The sequence below is a fragment of the Nocardioides sp. zg-1308 genome, from assembly GCF_013155375.1.
GTDB classification, from domain to species: domain Bacteria; phylum Actinomycetota; class Actinomycetes; order Propionibacteriales; family Nocardioidaceae; genus Nocardioides; species Nocardioides renjunii.
In genome coordinates this window covers 353,183-372,699 of the sequence record NZ_JABJQY010000004.1, presented here as the reverse complement: position 1 = coordinate 372,699, position 19,517 = coordinate 353,183, and the positions used below count along the sequence as shown (strand labels likewise).

General features: G+C 72.2%; 18 protein-coding genes. 16 read left to right on the top strand and 2 right to left on the bottom strand.

Features of this window, described 5'->3' with window-relative positions; all coding sequences use genetic code 11:
• Nucleotides 1-23 precede the first annotated feature (23 nt).
• The 14 genes from HN031_RS16710 (at nt 24) to HN031_RS16635 (ending at nt 14,175) form a co-directional block, all read left to right on the top strand.
• A complete protein-coding gene (locus HN031_RS16710) occupies nt 24-380 on the top strand; it encodes a hypothetical protein (RefSeq protein ID WP_172272624.1) in 357 nt (118 codons plus the stop codon).
• A gap of 158 nt (nt 381-538) precedes the next feature.
• Entirely contained in the window at nt 539-3,436 is a 2,898-nt protein-coding gene (locus HN031_RS16705; protein ID WP_172272621.1) for an aconitate hydratase, read from the top strand.
• 1 nt (nt 3,437) lies between these two features.
• The gene (locus HN031_RS16700; RefSeq protein WP_172272618.1) at nt 3,438-4,010 is read left to right on the top strand and encodes a hypothetical protein; all 573 of its coding nucleotides are present in this window, start codon (nt 3,438-3,440) and stop codon (nt 4,008-4,010) included.
• Between the two features lie 84 nt (nt 4,011-4,094).
• On the top strand, nt 4,095-5,471 hold the full coding sequence (locus HN031_RS16695; RefSeq protein ID WP_172272615.1) for a hypothetical protein: 1,377 nt from the start codon (nt 4,095-4,097) through the stop codon (nt 5,469-5,471).
• Nucleotides 5,458-5,952: a SigE family RNA polymerase sigma factor gene (locus HN031_RS16690; RefSeq protein WP_172272612.1), complete on the top strand. Its 495-nt coding sequence runs from the start codon at nt 5,458-5,460 to the stop codon at nt 5,950-5,952. The genes HN031_RS16695 and HN031_RS16690 overlap by 14 nt, the downstream gene beginning before the upstream one ends.
• Complete coding sequence (locus HN031_RS22380; RefSeq protein WP_216652519.1) at nt 5,949-6,662, top strand: DUF3105 domain-containing protein; 714 nt, start codon at nt 5,949-5,951, stop codon at nt 6,660-6,662. Before HN031_RS16690 ends, HN031_RS22380 begins: the two co-directional genes overlap by 4 nt.
• A gap of 43 nt (nt 6,663-6,705) precedes the next feature.
• Complete coding sequence (locus tag HN031_RS16680; RefSeq protein ID WP_172272609.1) at nt 6,706-7,011, top strand: MTH1187 family thiamine-binding protein; 306 nt, start codon at nt 6,706-6,708, stop codon at nt 7,009-7,011.
• Nucleotides 7,001-7,405, top strand: a complete 405-nt coding sequence (locus HN031_RS16675; protein WP_172272606.1) for a YjbQ family protein — start codon at nt 7,001-7,003, stop codon at nt 7,403-7,405. Before HN031_RS16680 ends, HN031_RS16675 begins: the two co-directional genes overlap by 11 nt.
• 3 nt (nt 7,406-7,408) lie before the next feature.
• The gene (locus HN031_RS16670) at nt 7,409-7,999 is read left to right on the top strand and encodes a GNAT family N-acetyltransferase (protein ID WP_172272603.1); all 591 of its coding nucleotides are present in this window, start codon (nt 7,409-7,411) and stop codon (nt 7,997-7,999) included.
• Nucleotides 8,000-8,040: 41 nt separating this feature from the next.
• On the top strand, nt 8,041-8,457 hold the full coding sequence (locus HN031_RS16665; protein ID WP_216652518.1) for a hypothetical protein: 417 nt from the start codon (nt 8,041-8,043) through the stop codon (nt 8,455-8,457).
• Between the two features lie 33 nt (nt 8,458-8,490).
• Nucleotides 8,491-9,774, top strand: coding sequence for an NUDIX domain-containing protein (locus HN031_RS21660; protein ID WP_253943491.1), 1,284 nt, complete (start codon nt 8,491-8,493; stop codon nt 9,772-9,774).
• Nucleotides 9,771-10,706, top strand: a complete 936-nt coding sequence (locus tag HN031_RS16645; RefSeq protein WP_172272600.1) for an SMP-30/gluconolactonase/LRE family protein — start codon at nt 9,771-9,773, stop codon at nt 10,704-10,706. The genes HN031_RS21660 and HN031_RS16645 overlap by 4 nt, the downstream gene beginning before the upstream one ends.
• A gap of 16 nt (nt 10,707-10,722) precedes the next feature.
• Nucleotides 10,723-12,627: a 1-deoxy-D-xylulose-5-phosphate synthase gene (gene dxs, locus HN031_RS16640; RefSeq protein WP_172272597.1), complete on the top strand. Its 1,905-nt coding sequence runs from the start codon at nt 10,723-10,725 to the stop codon at nt 12,625-12,627.
• Nucleotides 12,628-12,669: 42 nt separating this feature from the next.
• Nucleotides 12,670-14,175, top strand: coding sequence for an amino acid permease (locus HN031_RS16635; protein ID WP_172272594.1), 1,506 nt, complete (start codon nt 12,670-12,672; stop codon nt 14,173-14,175).
• A 106-nt stretch (nt 14,176-14,281) separates the two neighbouring features.
• Here HN031_RS16635 and HN031_RS16630 read toward each other — a convergent pair whose 3' ends face one another.
• Together HN031_RS16630 and HN031_RS16625 are read right to left on the bottom strand one after the other, a co-directional pair.
• On the bottom strand, nt 14,282-16,369 hold the full coding sequence (locus HN031_RS16630) for a 3-hydroxyacyl-CoA dehydrogenase NAD-binding domain-containing protein (protein ID WP_172272590.1): 2,088 nt from the start codon (nt 16,367-16,369) through the stop codon (nt 14,282-14,284).
• A complete protein-coding gene (locus HN031_RS16625) occupies nt 16,366-17,583 on the bottom strand; it encodes a thiolase family protein (protein WP_172272587.1) in 1,218 nt (405 codons plus the stop codon). Before HN031_RS16625 ends, HN031_RS16630 begins: the two co-directional genes overlap by 4 nt.
• A 116-nt stretch (nt 17,584-17,699) precedes the next feature.
• Here HN031_RS16625 and HN031_RS16620 point away from each other — a divergent pair, with 116 nt between their 5' ends.
• Together HN031_RS16620 and HN031_RS16615 are read left to right on the top strand one after the other, a co-directional pair.
• Nucleotides 17,700-18,647, top strand: coding sequence for a PAC2 family protein (locus tag HN031_RS16620; protein ID WP_172272584.1), 948 nt, complete (start codon nt 17,700-17,702; stop codon nt 18,645-18,647).
• Entirely contained in the window at nt 18,647-19,516 is an 870-nt protein-coding gene (locus tag HN031_RS16615; protein ID WP_172272581.1) for an acyl-CoA thioesterase II, read from the top strand. The genes HN031_RS16620 and HN031_RS16615 overlap by 1 nt, the downstream gene beginning before the upstream one ends.
• The last annotated feature ends 1 nt before the right edge of the window (nt 19,517 follow it).

Sequence of the window (19,517 nt, the reverse complement as noted above, 5' to 3'; positions counted from 1 at the left end):
AGCGGGCGGGGGAGGGTGGCGCCATGGCCACCTACGCCGTCAACCCGGCCGCCGTCGCCCGTGCCCGCGAGCTGATCGACGCCCGCCAGTACGTCCTCGACAGCGACTGGGGACGGGTGCAGCCGAATGCGGAGGCCGAGAACGCGTTCCTCGAGCGGCACTCCTGGGAGGACTACGCCGGCTGGCACCTCGGGCTGACCGAGGGCGCCAACGACGAGACGAAGGCGCGGTACGCGTTCGTCGTCGGCGACCTGCGGCGGGTGCACCGGTCCGCGCTCATCGCGTGCGTCTACCGGGCCTCGGAGTGGCGGCACAAGCAGGTGGAGCTCGCGGCGCACGAGCTGCTCCAGCACCTCGACGCGAGGGCCGGCATCTCCTGACGGGCGGGTCGACGGCCGGTTGGCGTACCCCTCGACATCATGTATCTTGATGTCGAGAGAAGTCGTTGCCCGAACTTAGGGTCGCCTGCCTTCCCGTCCCTCCACGTGCGACGGCAAGATGGACGCGAACCCGCGAACTCCCCGAGGAGATGTGGCTGATGGCCAGTCAGGACAGCTTCGGTGCCAAGGGCACCCTGGACGTGGACGGACAGTCCTACGAGATCTACCGCCTCGACGCGGTGAAGGGCGAGGGCCTCGACGTCGAGAGCCTGCCCTTCTCGCTCAAGGTGCTGCTGGAGAACCTGCTCCGCACCGAGGACGGCGCGGACATCACCGCCGACCACATCAAGGCCATCGCCGGCTGGGAGGCGAGCGCCGACCCCGACCAGGAGATCCAGTTCACGCCGGCGCGCGTGATCATGCAGGACTTCACCGGCGTCCCCTGCGTCGTCGACCTCGCCACCATGCGCGAGGCGATGGCCGAGCTCGGTGGCGACGCCACCAGGATCAACCCGCTGGCGCCGGCCGAGATGGTCATCGACCACTCCGTCATCGCCGACGTCTTCGGCAGCGCCGACGCCTTCGAGCGCAACGTCGAGATCGAGTACGAGCGCAACCGCGAGCGCTACCAGTTCCTCCGCTGGGGCCAGGGCGCCTTCGACGACTTCAAGGTCGTCCCGCCCGGCACCGGCATCGTGCACCAGGTCAACATCGAGCACCTCGCGCGCGTCGTGATGGTCCGCGACGGCGTGGCCTACCCCGACACCTGCGTCGGCACCGACTCCCACACCACGATGGTCAACGGCATCGGCGTGGTCGGCTGGGGCGTGGGCGGCATCGAGGCCGAGGCCGCGATGCTCGGCCAGCCCGTCTCCATGCTGATCCCGCGCGTCGTCGGCTTCAAGCTCAGTGGTGACCTGCCCGAGGGCGCCACGGCGACCGACCTGGTCCTCACCATCACCGAGATGCTGCGCGAGCACGGCGTGGTGGGCAAGTTCGTCGAGTTCTACGGTCCGGGCGTCTCCGTGCTGCCGCTGGCCAACCGCGCCACGATCGGCAACATGAGCCCGGAGTTCGGCTCCACGATCGCGGTGTTCCCGATCGACGAGCAGACCATCGACTACCTCCGGCTCACCGGCCGCAACGACGAGCAGCTCGCGCTCGTGGAGGCGTACGCCAAGGAGCAGGGCCTCTGGCACGACCCCGAGGCCGAGCCGCGCTACTCCGAGCGGCTCGAGCTGGACCTGGCGACCGTCGTCCCGTCCCTCGCCGGCCCCAAGCGCCCGCAGGACCGCGTGTCGCTGTCGGAGGCCAAGGAGGCGTTCCGCACGGCGCTCGCCGACTACGTCAGCGAGGGCGTCACCGGTGGCGACGACCGCAAGCCGGGCGTGCCCCAGCAGGAGCAGCCCGAGGGCGTCACCTCGCGCGTCGACGAGGCCTCGGCCGAGTCGTTCCCGTCCAGCGACGCGCCCGCCTCCAACGGCGGCGGCGGTGGCGGCAACGGCAGCGGGCACCCGGACGACTGGCACGACCACGCGGCCGCCGCGTCCGGCAGCCGGCCGAGCAACACGGCGTCGGTCACGCTGGCCGACGGCACCGAGTTCGAGATCGACCACGGCGCCGTGACCATCGCGGCGATCACCTCGTGCACCAACACCTCCAACCCGTCGGTGATGATCGGTGCCGCGCTGGTCGCCAAGAAGGCCGTCGAGAAGGGCCTGCAGCGCAAGCCGTGGGTCAAGACGACGCTGGCCCCGGGCTCCAAGGTCGTCTCCGACTACTACGAGAAGTCGGGCCTCACGCCCTACCTCGACAAGCTCGGCTTCAACCTCGTCGGCTACGGCTGCACCACCTGCATCGGCAACTCCGGTCCCCTCATCCCCGAGGTCAGCCAGGCCGTCAACGCCAACGACCTCGCGGTCGTGTCGGTGCTGTCGGGCAACCGCAACTTCGAGGGCCGGATCAACCCGGACGTGAAGATGAACTACCTGGCATCGCCGCCGCTGGTGGTCGCCTACGCGCTGGCCGGCTCGATGGACGTCGACCTGTTCAACGACCCGCTGGGTCAGGACACCGACGGCAACGATGTCTTCATGCGCGACATCTGGCCGACGGCCAAGGAGATCGAGGACGTGATCGCGCAGGCGATCAGCTCCGACATGTTCGACTCCAGCTACCAGGACGTCTTCGCCGGCGACGAGCAGTGGCGCTCGCTGCCCACGCCGGAGGGCAACACCTTCGCGTGGGACGAGGACTCGACCTACGTCCGCAGGCCTCCCTACTTCGACGGCATGCCCGACGAGCCGGAGCCGGTCACCGACATCGTCGGCGCGCGGGTGCTGCTCAAGCTGGGTGACTCGGTGACCACCGACCACATCAGCCCGGCCGGTGCCATCAAGAAGGACAGCCCGGCGGGCCGCTACCTCGCCGAGCACGGCGTCGACCAGCGCGACTTCAACTCCTACGGCTCGCGCCGCGGCAACCACGAGGTCATGATCCGCGGCACGTTCGCCAACATCCGCCTGCGCAACCAGCTCGCGCCGGGCACCGAGGGCGGCGTCACGCGCGACTTCACCGCCGACGGCGACGTCACCACGGTGTTCGAGGCGAGCCAGAACTACCAGGCCGCCGGCACCCCACTGGTCGTCCTGGCCGGCAAGGAGTACGGCTCCGGCTCGTCGCGCGACTGGGCGGCCAAGGGCACGGCCCTGCTGGGCGTCAAGGCGGTCATCGCCGAGTCCTACGAGCGCATCCACCGCTCCAACCTGATCGGCATGGGCGTCATCCCGCTCCAGTTCCCGCCCGGCAAGACCGCCGACGACCTGGGGCTGACCGGTGCCGAGATCATCTCGATCAGCGGCATCACCGAGCTCAACGACGGCACCACGCCGAAGACCGTCACGGTCAAGGTCGAGCCGGCTCCCGGCACCGACCAGGCGCACGGCGAGACGAGCGAGTTCGAGGCGACCGTGCGCATCGACACCCCTGGTGAGGCGAACTACTACCGCAACGGCGGGATCATGCAGTACGTCCTCCGCAGCCTGCTCAAGGGCTGAGGTGGCGGACTTCCTCGAGCGTGCGCAGGCGGCCGTCGGTGACGACGGCCGCCTGCCGCTCGGGCGGATGCCCGCCTGGGACGTGTTCCCCTTCGAGCGCGGCGGCCTGCGGGCGCGGCCGCTGACCGAGTTCGCCGACCCCGAGCCCGACCGCCGCCAGGACCCGGCCGACTGCCGGACCTGCCGTGCGCTGGGCCGGGACACCGAGGTGCTCCACCTGGGTGAGCGGCTCGCGGTCGTCCGTCCGGCCGCGACCAGCCTGCCGTTCGTCGCCAACGTCGTCGCCCGTGAGCACGAGCTCATCGAGGACCTCGATGACGCGGGCCACGTCGAGCTCGGCCGCCTGCTCGCGCGCACGTGTGCCGCCGTCCGCGCGCTCGACGGTGTCGGCAACGCCCACATCACCAAGTGGGAGAACGGCAGCGGACACCTCTCCGTCAACGTGATGGCGCGCCCGCGCGGCGTGCTCCAGCTCCGCGGCTCCAACCTGCCGGTCTGGGCCGACATGCTGCCCGACATCCCGCAGGACGAGTACGACGCCCGCGCCGAGGCCGTGCGCGCCGCGCTCGCCTGAGAAAGCTCGCCGCGGCACCCCACCAAGTGCCGGGCTCGCGGCGTGTGGACGTGTGAGAGTGTCCGCACCCGCGAGGAGACCGCCATGTCCGCACCGCCCACCGACGTCGTCGACCGGCTCGAGCGACTGGCCGGTCACGCCCCTGGAGGCACCGTCGACCCCGACGCGGTCTGGGCGCGCGGACGGCGTCGCCAGGGACGTCGTACGGCGTCGGTGCTCGCGGCGATCGTCGCGGCCGGGGTGCTCGCCGCTGCAGTGACGCCTGCGGTGCTGGCCCGGGTCGAGCCACCGGTCGCCGCCTCGTCGCAGCGGATGGTGCTGCCCGACGTGCTGGAGGCCCCGGGGGCCTGGACTCCCGCGTTCACCGTGACGCCCCGCCGGTTGTCCGCGGTCGGCGTCGGGCAGCGCGCAGGCCTGTGGTCGTCCTCCGCCGCCCTGTGGGGTGTCGACGCCGGCACGGGCGAGGGTCGCTGGCTCGAGCTCCCCGGCGCCCTGCCCACGGCCGAAGCGGATGCCCAGCTGTCGGCCGACGGCCGTCGCCTCGCCTACTGGGTGACGGGGACGACCCCCGGTGAGCCGATGTCGATGGGGGGGACCGAGGACGACACGCCCGTGGTGGGGCTCGCCGTGGTGGACCTCGAGACGGGCGACGTGGTCCGGTGGGACGTCGAGTCGGAGCACGGCCTCGCGGTCCAGGGTCTCGTCTGGGCCGGTGACGTCGTGTGGTGGCAGGGAGGGCCGGTCACCCCGCTCGGGAGCGGTAGGACCAGCACCGACATCGAGACCCACGTGTGGGACGTCGAGACGGACGAGAGGTCGGTGATCGGAGGCAAGGATCCGCGTGCAGCGCTGTACCTCAACGAGGCCGGCCACGCACCGCAGGGGTTCGTCACCCTCCCTCGCACCTTCCGGCTCCAGCGCGTGATGGAGGCCGAGGACCCCGTGTCGCTGCGGATGGACCTGCCGCCCGACGCACCTTCGACAGCCGGCCTGTTCGATCCCCAGATGGCGACGGACGGGACACGCGTCGCGGCGCTGATGGTGCGGGAAGCCGCGGTGTTCGACGACGCCGAGGCCAAGGAGCTCCTCGTCGGGAGCGCGACCGAGGGGACCGTGGTCCTGGAGCCGGTCGAGGGCGTGGGGGCGCAGTCCCTGCTGGGGTGGCGCTCGCCGAGCGAGGTCGTGGCGTCGATCCCGACGGTCGTGGACGAGTCACAGGTGATCCGCGGCCGGCAGGTCTCGGCGGTCGACGTCACCACGGGTGCGCGCACGGAGCTGCTCGAGCTGCGGGGCGCGTTGCCGGTCAGTGTGGCGGCGGAGGCGTGGACCGCCGAGGTGGTGGAGGCGCCCGACGCGCCGTTCGCGCCCGACCCCCGACTGGTCGGGGTGGGCGGGATGGTGGTCGTCGTCTTCTTCGTCTCCCTCGTCCGCGACCTGAGGCGGCGCCGTGGCCACCCCTGAGGGCTTCACGGAGTTCGTCGTGGCGCGGCAGGCGGCGCTGCTGCGCACGGCGTACCTCCTCACCGGGCACGCGCAGGACGCGGAGGACCTCGTCCAGGCCACGCTCGTCAAGGTCGTCCCGCAGTGGCGGAGGATCGCCGACAACCCCGAGCCCTACGTCCGCCGGGTCCTCGTCAACGAGAACGTCTCCCGGTGGCGCCGCCGGCGGTGGCGTGAGCACAGCACCGGCGACCTCCCCGACGTGCTGGCCGCCGAGCCCGACCGGGCCGAGCTGCTCGCCGTCCGCACGGCGCTGGCCACCCTGCCTCCACGGCAACGCGCGGTGATCGTGCTCCGCTACTACGAGGACCTCTCGGAGGCCGACATCGCGGCGACGCTCGGGATCGCGCCGGGGACGGTGAAGTCCCAGGCCCGCGACGGACTCGCGAGGCTGAGGCAGGCGCTCCCCGACGTGGAGGGCGCCGGTAGCCTGACGCGGTGAGCGACACCGAGACCCCCGACGGTGCCCACCCCGACTCCCACTCCGAACCGCACAGCGACCCCGGCGAGCAGGCGTACGCCGCCGCACCGGTGTTCGAGGGGGCGACGGAGCCGGTCGAGGAGCGGCACTCCAGGCGCCTGCCGCTCGTCCTCGCCAGCGTGGCCGCCGCGCTGGTGCTCGGCGCAGCGCTCGCCGCGCCGCTCGTCGACCGGGCGCTGCGCGGCGAGGAGCAGGCGCAGCGCGCCCTCGACCTGAGCCTGGTGGAGACGTGGGACGTCACGGACCGCAGGCACACCGACGACGACCTGACCTACCCGCAGGACCCACCCGCCGGTGGGGCGCACCACCCCGTGTGGCTGGCGTGCGGCGTCTACGACGAGCCGGTCCGCGAGGAGAACGCCGTCCACGACCTCGAGCACGGCACGGTCTGGATCACCCACGACCCGGGCCTGTCCGACGACGACGTGGACGCGCTCGCAGCCCAGCTGCCGGACAACGGCATCCTGTCGCCGCGCGAGGACCTGCCGTCGCCCGTCGTGGTCACCGTGTGGGGCGCCCAGCTCCGCCTCGACGGCGCCGACGACGAGCGGCTCGGGCTCTTCCTCGAGGAGTACGGCGACGGCCAGACGGCGCCGGAGATCGGCGTCTCCTGCCGGGGCGGCACCCCCGATCCCGGCGGCGCCCTGCCGGGTGAGGGCACCAACGCCTGACGACGTGCAGGATCCGAGCCACCGGCTCCGATAGCCTCGCCGCATGCTCGTCGCCTTCTCGATCTCGCCCGTCGCCCAGGACCCCAGCGGGTCGGTCACCGAGGCGGTCGCCGCCGCCGTCCGGGTCGTCCGTGAGTCCGGCCTGCCCCACGAGACCAACGCGATGTTCACCAACATCGAGGGGGAGTGGGACGAGGTCATGGCCGTGGTCAAGCGCGCCGTCGACGTGGTGGCCGAGGTGTCGCCGCGCGTCGGACTGGTCCTCAAGGCCGACATCCGGCCCGGCCACGAGGGGCAGCTGACCGCCAAGGTCGAGCGCATCGAGGAGGCGCTGCGCCGTGCTGAGTGAGACGCGCAGCTACCGCACCGGCGGCGAGGAGGTCGTGCTCGACCTGACCCGCGACGCGGCCGACTTCGTGGCAGGCCGTGGCGACGGGCTGCTGCACGTCTTCGTGCCCCACGCGACCGCCGGCATCGCCGTGATCGAGACCGGGGCCGGGTCGGACGACGACCTGCTCGCCGCGCTGGGCGACCTGCTCCCCGCCGACGACCGGTGGCGGCACCGGCACGGGTCGCCCGGGCACGGCCGCTCCCACGTGATGCCCGCCATCGTGCCGCCGCACTGCACCGTCCCCGTGCTGGCCGGTGAGCTGGCCCTGGGCACCTGGCAGAGCATCTGCCTGGTGGACCTCAACGTCGACAACGCCCAGCGCGAGGTGCGCTGGTCCTTCCTCGAGGGCTGACGCGTGGTGGCCGTGGAGATCCGCCCCGCCGGTCCGGCCGTCGCCGACGCCGTGCTGCAGGTGGTCCGTGCCGCCTTCGGCGCCGGCGGGTCGGCGCACGGGGACCAGGTGGCCGACCTCTGGGCGGAGGTCCGGGCGGGGGAGCACCTGCTGGCCGAGCGGGTGGCGGTGGTCGACGGCGAGGTCGTGGGCCACGTGGGAGTGAGCCACTGCTGGATCGACGCGCGACGCGAGCTCGTCGCGGCGTGCATGCTCTCGCCGCTCAGCACCGCACCCGCCCACCAGGGTCGGGGCACGGGCACCGCCCTCGTCGCCGCCGCGATCGAGGCCGCCCGCGGCCTGGGCAGGCCGGCGATGTTCCTCGAGGGCAGCCCGTCCTTCTACGGCGCTCGCGGCTTCGAGCCCGCGGCCGCGCACGGCTTCGAGGCGCCCAGCCGCCGGGTGCCGGCACCGGCGTTCCAGGTCGTCCCCCTCGCCCTCGAGGGCTGGATGACGGGTCGAGTGGTCTATCCCGAGGTCTGGTGGCGGCACGACTCCACCGGCCTCCGCGACCCCGACCTGGCCGAGGTCGAGGCAGCACTCGGACTCTCCTGACCCCGCCGAGCGATCGAACACACGTTCGATAGGCTGGCGCGGTGTTCCCTGTCCCGCAACCGCCCCGGCGGGCCACGCCGCCCCAGGGTCACCGCGGCGTCGCCCCGCCCGGCTGGCCGCGACAGGTGCGGCCGCCGGACGCCCCCGACTGGGAGACCACCGCGGCCAGCTGGCTGCTCGACCTCTGCCCGCCCGACTACCGCCGGTTCCCCGGGCTGCGGCGTCACGTCGTGGTGCTGGCGCGCTTCGCCGTGCTGCACGTCGAGGCGCAGCAGCTGGCGACCCGGCGCGGGCTCAGCGAGATCCGCGGCGACCTGAAGGACGTCGCCAACGAGGCGGTCGTCGAGGCCGCGGTGCAGACCTTCCAGCTCGAGGACGCCCGCCTGCTCGGCGTACGCCGCGAGGTCGGGCTGGTCGAGGAGGCGCTGCGCGGTCGTCGCTACCGCGTCCGGATGTGAGGTCCCGCCCCCGCCGGTGGCTAGGGTCGCGCCATGCATCGCTTCGCGGCCGTGGCCGTGGCCGTGTTCGACCTTTTCGGCCGGCTGCTGCTGCAGGAGCGTGACGAGGACGCGCCCCACGACCCCGAGCGCTGGGGCTACCCCGGCGGTGACCTCGAGCCGGGGGAGGACTTCGTCACCGCCGCGGTGCGCGAGCTGGAGGAGGAGACCGGGCTGGTCGTCGACCCCGCGCGTCTCCAGTCCCTCGGCAGCCACCGGTTCCGCAGCGCGTCGTGCGGTGAGGACGACGTCTTCGAGCTCTTCGCCGTGCGCCTGTCGGTCTCCCAGGACGACCTCGTGTGCGGCGAGGGCCGGCAGGTGCTCCTCGTCGACCCGTCCGACCTGGGCGACCGGGAGCTGCACCAGGCCGCCGCGCTGACCCTCGACCGGGTGCGGGAGTGGCACGCCACCTCGGTGCGCACCGACTTCGTCCAGGTGACGCTGGTGGACCCGCGCGGCCGGGTGCTCATGCAGGAGCGGGACGAGCACGCCCCGGTCTGGCCCGACATGTGGTGCTTCCCGGGCGGCGGCCTCGAGGAGGGAGAGGAGCCGGCGACGGGTGCGGCGCGCGAGCTGGCCGAGGAGACCGGCGTGGTGCTGGCCCCCGAGGAGCTCACCGACCTCGGCCTGTTCGAGCTCGCCACCGACCGCGGCACCTTCCGGTTCCACGCCTTCGTCGCGCGTACGACGCTCACCGACCGCGACGTGGAGTGCCACGAGGGCCGGCAGATGGTCTTCGTCGACCCCGACCCGCTGCCCGGGCTGGACCTCGTGCCGTCGACGGCTCTCGTGGCGCCGGCGCTGCTCGAGTGGATCGCGCAGCACCCGCGCGGCGGGGATGACCACAGGCGGCGCTTCGCCGGCGTGATCCTCGTCGATGCGCGCGGGTGGCTCCTGCTGCAGGAGCGCGACGAGCACCCCCGGATCGACCCGGAGAAGTGGGGCCTGGCCGGCGGCCACCTCGAGCCGGGCGAGGACTTCGTCGTCGGGGCGGAACGCGAGCTGGAGGAGGAGACCGGCGTCCGGCTCGAGCCGGACCAGCTGGCGCTGCTCGGTGAGTTCGCCGTCGACCACCGCGAGGCCTACGGCACCTGGGACCTCATGCAGGTGTTCGCCGCGCGCACCGACCTCACCGACGCGGACATCGACTGCCGCGAGGGTCGGCAGATCGTCTTCGTGGACCCCGAGGTGGCGCGGGGGCTCGACCTGAGCGCCGCGGCGGTCGACATCGTGCCCGCCTTCCTCGCCAGCCGGCTCTACGCCACGATGGCGCCATGACCTCGCCGAGCCTGACCGTCCACCCCGTCCCGTCGATGGGGGCCGAGGACGTGGTCGTCTCGCCCGACGGCCTGGTGCTCACCGGCACCGAGGACGGGGCCATCTGGTCGCTCGACCCCCGCACCGGCAGCACCCGGCGGGTCGCCGACACCGGTGGCCGGCCCCTCGGCCTGGAGCTGCTCGACGGCGAGCACCTGGCCGTCTGCGACGCCGAGCGCGGCCTGCTCCGCGTCTCCCTGGCGTCCGGCGCGGTCGAGGTCCTGCTGGACCGCGTGGACGGCGAGCCGATGAAGTTCTGCAACAACGCCGCCGTCGCGAGTGACGGCACCATCTGGTTCAGCGACTCCTCGCTGCACTTCGGCGTCGCTCGCTGGAAGGACGACTTCGTCCAGGACACCCGCACGGGCCGGCTGCTGCGGCGCGACCCCGACGGCAGGGTCACCGTCGCCCTCGACGGCCTCGCCTTCGCCAACGGGGTGGCCCTGGCGGCGGACGAGTCGTACGTCTGCGTGGCCGAGTGCCGCGGGCGGACCGTCGTACGCCTGTGGCTCAGCGGTCCGCGTGCCGGGGAGCGCGACCACCTCGTCACCGACCTGCCGGGCTACCCCGACAACATCAGCCGGGGCAGCGACGGGCTCATCTGGGTGGCGGTCGCCAGTCCGGTGGACGCCCTGGTCGAGCGACTCGGCTCGGCCCCCATGGTGCTGCGCCGGGCGGTGACGAGGATCCCCGAGGCGCTGCAGCCCAAGCCGGCGCGGACGATCCGCGTGCAGGCCTACGACGACGACGGCCGGCTCGTCCACGACCTCGACCTCGCCCCGCCCGGTCACGGACCGGGCTACCACATGGTCACCGGCGTGCGGGAGCACGACGGCCGGGTGTGGATGGGGAGCCTCCATGAGCCGTCGGTGGCGGTCCATGACCTGGCATGAAATAGACTCGGGCCCCATGGCACTCCTCGACTCGATCGCGTCACCGCGCGACCTCCGCGACCTCTCGGCGGAGCAGCTGGACGAGCTGGCCGCGGAGATCCGCGACCTGATGATCCGCACGGTGGCGACCAACTCCGGTCACCTCGGGCCCAACCTGGGCGTCGTGGAGCTGACGCTGGCCATCCACCGGGTCTTCGACTCGCCGCACGACCGTGTCGTCTTCGACACCGGGCACCAGTCCTACGTCCACAAGCTCGTCACCGGGCGCCACGTCGGCTTCGGAACCCTGCGCAAGGAGGGCGGCGTCAGCGGCTACCCCAGCCAGGCCGAGTCCGAGCACGACATCGTCGAGAACTCCCACGCCTCCACCTCGCTGTCCTACGCCGACGGGCTCGCCAAGGCCTACGCCATCAAGGGCGAGGACCGGCACGTCGTGGCCGTCATCGGTGACGGTGCGCTCACCGGCGGCATGGCCTGGGAGGCGCTCAACAACATCGCCATCGCGCAGAACAGCCGCCTGGTGATCGTGGTCAACGACAACGAGCGGTCCTACACCCCGACGATCGGCGGCCTCGCGACCGCGCTGACCTCGCTACGCACCAACCCCCGCTACGAGCAGGTCCTCGACCTGGTCAAGAAGCGGCTCAACGCCGTGCCCGGTGTCGGCCACGCGGCCTACGACGCGCTGCACGCGGTGAAGAAGGGCATGAAGGACGCCCTGGCGCCCCAGGGCCTGTTCGAGGACCTGGGCCTCAAGTACGTCGGCCCGGTCGACGGCCACGACCGCGCCGCCATGGAGCAGGCGCTCACCCACGCCAAGAAGTTCAACGGCCCCGTGATCGTGCACGCCATCACCCGCAAGGGCCAGGGCTACGACCCGGCGCTGCGCCACGAGGCCGACCAGTTCCACGCCCCCGGCCCCTTCGACGTCCAGACGGGCGCGGAGAAGCCCAAGGGCAAGATCTGGACCGACCACTTCTCCGAGGCCATCGTCGACCTGGGCGCCCGCCGCGAGGACGTCGTGGCCATCACCGCCGCGATGATGCACCCGGTCGGGCTCGACGTCTTCGCCGCGACCTACCCCGAGCGCACCTTCGACGTCGGCATCGCCGAGCAGCACGCCGTCACGTCGGCCGCCGGCCTGGCGATGGGTGGGCTGCACCCGGTGTTCGCGGTCTACGCGACGTTCCTCAACCGGGCCTTCGACCAGGTCCTCATGGACGTCGCGCTGCACAGGTGCGGCGTCACCTTCGTGCTCGACCGCTCCGGCGTCACCGGTGACGACGGCGCCAGCCACAACGGCATGTGGGACATGTCGATGCTCCAGGTGGTCCCGGGCCTGCGCCTCGCCGCCCCGCGCGACGTCACGCGCCTGCACGAGCTCCTCGACGAGGCCGTGCAGGTCGACGACGCCCCGACAGTGGTCCGGTTCCCCAAGGGCCCGCCGCCCGCCGACATCCCCGCCGTCGACCGTGTCGGCGGTGTCGACGTGCTCGTCCGCGAGGGCGAGCAGGACGTGCTCGTCGTGGCGGTCGGGTCCATGGGCACCACCGCGGTCGAGGTCGCCTCCAGGCTCACCGCGCAGGGCATCGGCGTGACCGTCGTCGACCCGCGGTGGGTCAAGCCGGTCGACCCGGCCGTCATCGACCTGGCCCGCGAGCACCGGCTCGTCGTGAGCATCGAGGACAACGGCCGCGTCGGCGGCTGCGGTGCGGTGCTCCTGCAGACCCTCAACGACGAGGGCGTGCACACGCCGTTCCGGCTGCACGGGATCCCGCAGGAGTTCCTCGACCACGCCAAGCGCGATGCGATCCTCACCCGCATCGGCCTGGACGCGCAGACCATCGCCCGCGCCATCGTCGAGGACGTCACCGCCCTCGGCGAGGGCGTCACGCTGGTCGAGGTCGACCACCCCGCCTGACCTGACTCGACGGTAACGACGGCAGCCGCCTAGGTTGCTGGCATGAGCCTGTTCCGCACCAAGTCAGTCGAGCAGTCGATCGCCGAGACGGAGGAACCGGAGCACCGGCTCAAGAAGAACCTCGGAGCCCTCGACCTGACGATCTTCGGCGTCGGCGTGATCATCGGCGCCGGCATCTTCGTCTACACCGGGCTCGTGGCGGCGACCAACGCCGGGCCCGCGATCGCCCTGTCGTTCCTCATCGCCGGCCTGGCGTGCGCGCTCGCGGCCCTCTGCTACGCCGAGTTCGCCTCGACCGTGCCGGTCGCCGGCAGCGCGTACACGTTCAGCTACGCCACGTTCGGGGAGCTGGTCGCCTGGATCATCGGCTGGGACCTGGTCCTCGAGTTCACCGTGGGGGCCTCGGCGCTCGCCGCCGGGTTCTCCGGCTACCTGCAGAACGTCCTCGAGGGCACGCCCCTCGAGGTGCCCGAGTCCCTCGCCTCGGCGAGCGACGGTGTGGTGAACCTGCCGGCCGTGCTCATCGCCCTGCTCGTCACCGCGGTGCTCATCGGCGGGATCAAGCTCTCCAGCCGGATCAACCAGGTCATCGTCGCGATCAAGCTGGCCGTCGTCGGCCTGGTCATCGTGATGGGGGTCGGCTACATCAAGACGGCCAACTACTCGCCGTTCATCCCCGAGAGCCAGCCGACCGGCGGCGGCGAGGCCGACTTCTGGAAGTCGCCGCTCATCACCACGATCTTCGGGCTCGAGCCCGCCGTGTTCGGCATCGGGGGAGTGATCGCCGGCGCGGCCATCGTCTTCTTCGCCTTCATCGGCTTCGACGTGGTCGCCACGACCGCCGAGGAGACCCGCAACCCCCAGCGCGACGTCCCGATCGGCATCCTCGGCTCGCTCGCGATCGTCACGGTGCTCTACATCGCCGTGTGCCTGGTGATCACCGGCATGCAGTCCTACAAGGACATCGACCCCGACGACGCGGCCCCGCTCGCCACGGCCTTCGACCAGGCGGGGGTCGAGTGGATCGGCAACGTGATCTCGGTCGGGGCCACCATCGGCCTCACCGTCGTCGTGCTGATCCTGATGATGGGGCAGACGCGCGTCGCCTTCGCGATGGCGCGCGACGGCCTGCTGCCGCGGTCGCTGGCCAAGGTGCACCCCAGGTTCGGCACGCCCTACCGGATCACCGCGATCACCGGCATCGGCGTCGCGCTGCTCTCCGGCTTCGTCGACTTCGCCACGCTCGGCGACCTGGTGAGCATCGGCACCCTCTTCGCCTTCGTCCTGGTCAGCGTCGGGGTCCTCGTGCTGCGGCGCACCCGTCCGGACCTGCCGCGCGCCTTCCGCACGCCCGCGGTCGGGCTGATCGCGACGCTCTCGGTGCTGCTGTGCTTCTACCTGATGCTCAACCTCATCGGCGAGACCTGGGTCCGCTTCCTCATCTGGATGGCCATCGGCCTGGTCGTCTACTTCGTCTACGGCCGCTCGCACAGCCGCCTCGGCCGGGGCGAGACCCTCGGGCTGTCCGACGCCGACCGCACCGCCTGACCGGGCGGTTCCTGCCCGTCCCGGACGCCGACCGGGCACTTCCTGCCCGTGATGGGGCAGGAAGTGCCCGGTCAGCCGTCTGAGCGTGCCCGGTGGGCGCGGTGGATCAGTGGAACCGCTGGCCGGTCGCCTTCTCCGAGATGCCCGCGACGTCGAGCAGGAACGTCAGGCCGCCGTTCCAGAACGAGAAGCCGGCGCCGGTGATCATCGCCAGGTCGATGTCCTGGGGAGCGGCGACGACGCCCTCGTCGAGCATGAGCCGGGCCTCCTCGGCGAGGCCGGACAGCGTCCGCTCGCGGACCTCCTCGGCGGTCAGCACCACCGGGTCGGCGGGCTTCTCGAGAAGCGCCTCGACCTCGGGGTCGAGGGCGCCGTCGGGTCCGTAGTAGGCCGTCTTCCTCGCCGCCACGATCCGCTCGAGGGCGGGGGAGACGTAGAAGCGGTCGGGGAACGCGCCCCTGAGCGTCTCGTTGTTGTGCAGCGCGATGGCGGGGCCGACGAGCGAGAGCAGCACGAAGGGCGGCATCGGTGCGATGCCGGCGAAGGCGTTGTCGGCCACCTCGACCGGCGTGCCCTCGTCGACGATCCGGCCGACCTCGCTCATGAACCGCCCGAGCAGCCGGTTGACGATGAAGGACGGGCTGTCGTTGACCAGGATGGTCGTCTTCTTCAGCGCCTTGCCCGTGGCGAAGGCGGTGGCCAGCGTCGCGTCGTCGGTGGCCTCTCCCTTGACGATCTCGAGCAGCGGCATCACCGCGACGGGGTTGAAGAAGTGGAAGCCGACGACCCGCTCGGGGTGCTCGAGGTCCGACGCCATCTCGGTGATCGACAGCGAGGACGTGTTGGTGGCCAGCACGCACTCGGGGGAGACGACCTTCTCCACGTCGGCGAAGACGGTCTTCTTGACCGCCATCTCCTCGAAGACGGCCTCGATCACGAAGTCGGCGTCGCCGAACGCGACCTGCTTGTCGGTCTCGCCGGAGACCAGCGCCTTGTGCCGGTTGGCCTTGTCCTGGCTGATCCGGCCCTTGGCCAGCAGCTTGTCGATCTCGGCGTGGACGTAGGCGACGCCCTTGTCGGCCCGCTCCTGGTCGAGGTCGGTCAGCACGACCGGCACCTCGAGGCGGCGCACGAACAGCAGCGCGAGCTGGCTGGCCATCAGGCCGGCACCCACGATGCCGACCTTGGTGACCGGTCGCGCGAGCGACTTGTCGGGGGCGCCGGCGGGACGCTTGGCCCGCTTCTGCACCAGGTCGAAGGAGTAGAGCGAGGCCAGCAGCTCCGCCGTCTGCGACAGCGCGTGCAGGGCGTCGTCCTCGGCGGCGAAGCCCGCGTCACGGTCGGTGTGGCGTGCGGCGGCGATCAGCTCGACGGCCTTCGCGGCGGCCGGGGAGCCGCCACCGGTCCGGGAGGCCACGATGCCCTCGGCCCGCCTGATCGCGGCGTCCCACGCGTCGCCACGGTCGACCTCCGGCCGCTCCACGGTCGTCTCGCCGCGCAGCACCGAGGCGGCCCACAGCAGCGACTGCTCGAGGAAGTCGGCGCCGTTGAAGACCGCGTCGGCCAGCCCGAGGTCGTACGCCGCCTGCCCGCCCAGCGTCTTGCCCTGGTTGAGCGGGTTCTCGAGGATCAGGGTTACGGCCTTGTCCGCACCGACCAGGTTGGGCACCAGCCACGCGCCGCCCCAGCCCGGGACGAGGCCGAGCATGACCTCGGGCAGGCCGAGCGCGGGGGCGGAGTCCATGACGGTGCGGTAGGTGCAGTGCAGCGCCACCTCCAGGCCGCCGCCGAGGGCGAGGCCGTTGATGAGCCCGAACGACGGCTTGCCGCCGTCCTGCAGCTTGCGGAAGACCGCGTGCCCGAGCTCCGCCACGATGCGTACGGCGTCGGGGCCGCCGCCCTGGATGGAGGTGAGGTCGGCGCCGGCGGCCAGGATGAACGGCTTGCCGGTGACGGCGATTGCGTCGACGGTGTCGTCGGCGAGGGCGGCGTCGACGGCCTCGTCGAGCGAGAGCAGCGACGCGGGGCCGAAGGTGTTCGGCCTGGTGTGGTCCTCGCCGTTGTCGAGGGTGATCAGGCCGAACGTCGCCCCGGGCAGGGCGACCGTGCGCAGGTGCGCGCGGGTGACGCGCTCGGCGTCGGAGACGATCGTCCGGGCGCGCTCGACGATGCTGGGGTCGTGGGGGGTGCTCACTCGGTGTCTCCCGTCGAGTCGTGCGAACCGTTCCAGTGCGGGTTCTCCCAGATCACGGTGCCGCCCATGCCGATGCCGATGCACATGGTCGTGAGGCCGTAGCGGACCTCCGGGCGCTCCTCGAACGCCCTCGCGAGCTGGTTCATCAGGCGTACGCCGGACGAGGCCAGCGGGTGGCCCATCGCGATCGCGCCGCCGTAGGGGTTCACGCGCTCGTCGTCGTCGGCGATGCCGAAGTGCTCGAGGAACGCCAGCACCTGCACGGCGAAGGCCTCGTTGACCTCGAAGGCCTCGATGTCGTCGATCGTGAGGCCGGCGAGGCGCAGCGCCTTCTCGGTGGCCGGGATCGGGCCGGCGCCCATGACCTCGGGCTCGACGCCGACGAAGGCGTAGGTCACCAGGCGCATCTTGACCGGGAGGCCGAGCTCGCGGGCGGTCTCCTCGTCGGCGAGCAGCGCGGCGGTGGCGCCGTCGTTGATGCCGGCGGCGTTGCCCGCGGTCACGTTGCCGTGCGAGCGGAACGGCGTCTTGAGGCCGGCGAGCGACTCCATGGTCGTGTCGGGGCGCATCGGCTCGTCGGTGGTGGCCAGGCCCCAGCCGGCCTCGGCGGAGCGGGTCGCCACGGGCACGAGGTCCGGCTGGATGAGCCCGGCGTCGTAGGCGGCCTTGGTCTTCTGCTGGCTGCGGACGGCGTACGCGTCCACGCGCTGCTTGGTGATCGTGGGGTAGCGGTCGTGGAGGTTCTCGGCCGTCTTGCCCATCACGAGGGCGTCGGGGTTGACGATCCGCTCGGAGAGGATCCGCGGGTTGGGGTCCACGCCCTCGCCCATCGGGTGGCGGCCCATGTGCTCCACGCCGCCGGCGATGGCGACGTCGTAGGCACCGAAGGCGATGCCAGACGCGGTGTTGGTGACCGCGGTCATCGCACCGGCGCACATGCGGTCGATGGAGTAGCCCGGCACGCTCTGGGGCAGGCCGGCGAGAAGCGCGGCGGTGCGGCCGAGGGTGAGGCCCTGGTCGCCGATCTGGGTGGTGGCGGCGATGGCCACCTCGTCGACCCGCTCGGGCGGCAGGGACGGGTTGCGGCGCATCAGCTCGCGGATGGACTTGATGACGAGGTCGTCGGCACGTGTCTCGGCGTACTGGCCCTTGGCCTTGCCGAACGGGGTGCGGACGCCGTCGACGAAGACGACCTCACGCTGTGGACGGGACACTGGCTACTCCCAGGCTCGGGGAACGGGGCGCGATCAGGTTACCCCTCGGTAACAATGCCTGCCCACGAGGGCGGGTGTGTGTCAGGTCACTCGGGCCCGGTCACTAGGCTGGCGCCATGGCCGAACGACTCGTGCACATCGTCGACGATGCCGAGGTGCTGGCCGACGCCGGCGACCTCACGCTGGTCGTCGTGCTCACCGGATTCCTCGACGCGGGCAAGTCGGCCGAGCTCGCGGCGTCCCACCTCGCGGAGCTGTCCGACGGCAAGGTCGTGGCGACCTTCGACGTCGACTCGCTCCACGACTACCGCGCCCGCCGCCCACCGATGTCGTTCGTGCGTGACCACTACGCCGACTACGAGGCCCCGCGGCTCGTCGTGCGCGCGCTGCGCGACACCGGCGGTACGCCGTTCCTGCTGCTCGCGGGGCCCGAGCCCGACATCCGGTGGGAGGCCTTCATCCGTGCCGTGCGTGAGGTCGTCGAGCACTTCGGCGTCTCGCGCACCGTGAGCCTGGGTGCCGTGCCCATGGCCGTGCCGCACACCCGTCCCATCGCGATCACCCCGCACGCCAACCGTCCCGACCTGGTGCCGGGCGAGAGCCCGTGGCAGGGCGAGCTGCGGGTGCCGGCGAGCGCGCAGGCGCTGCTGGAGCTGCGGCTGGGGGAGTGGGGCCTCGACGCCCTCGGGTTCGTCGCGCACATCCCGCACTACCTCGCGCAGATGGAGTACCCCCAGGCCGCGCTCGTGCTGCTCGAGCACCTCGAGATCGGCGGGCACCTCACCATCGACCTCGGCGATCTGCGCGAGGCCGCCGAGATCACCGAGACCGAGGTCGACCGCTACCTGTCCTCCCACGACGAGGTCGGCGAGGTCGTGCGCGGGCTCGAGCAGCAGTACGACTCCTTCCGCGAGGCGGAGGCGGCCGGCTCGTCGCTGCTCGCCGGCGACGGCCCGCTGCCCACGGGCGAGGAGATCGGCAGCGCCTTCGAGGCGTTCCTCGCCGACCTCGACGACTCCAAGGGCGAGGGCGAGGACCCGGCCGCCGGCTGGGAGGACCGCTGATGGCCGGCAGCGCCGAGGAGCTCGCCGGCCTGCTCGACCTCGAGCGGCTCGAGGTCGACCTCTTCCGGGGTGCGCAGGCGAAGACCTCGCGCCAGCGGGTCTTCGGCGGGCAGGTGGCCGCCCAGGCCGTCGTGGCCGCGACCCGCAGCGTGGACGGCGACTTCGTGCTGCACTCGCTCCACTCCTACTTCCTCCGCCCGGGCGACACCTCGGTCCCGATCGTCTACGACGTCGAGCGCATCCGCGACGGCCGCTCCTTCGTCACCCGCCGGGTGTCCGCGCGTCAGCACGGCCGGCCGATCTACTACATGACGGCCAACTTCCAGGTCCCCGAGCCGGGCCTCGAGCACCAGGACCGCATGCCCGACGTGGTCCCGCCCGAGCAGGGGTTCCCGCTGGTCGAGCTGGCCCGGGCACAGGGCCCCGAGACGGCCGAGCACTGGGAGCGCGAGTGGTCGGCGCTCGACGTGCGCCACGTCGGCATGACCGGCCAGGGGATCGACGAGGACGCCGAGCACGCCGCGCGCGCCCGGCTGTGGATCAAGGTGGACGGTGCCCTCTCCGACGACCCCACGACGCAGGCGGCGGCGTTCACCTACGCCAGCGACCTGACGCTGCTCGGCGCCGCCCTGGTGCCGCACGGCATCAACATCGCCTCGCCCAAGCTGCAGCCCGCCTCGCTCGACCACACGATCTGGTTCCACCGGCCGTTCCGGGCCGACGAGTGGTGGCTCTACGACCAGTTCTCGCCGTTCGCCGGCGGAGCGCGCGGGCTGGCGCTCGCACGGGTGTTCACGCGGTCGGGCGAGCTGGTCGCCACCGTCGCGCAGGAGGGCCTGATCCGCCTGCGCGACGGGCGCACGCCGTGAC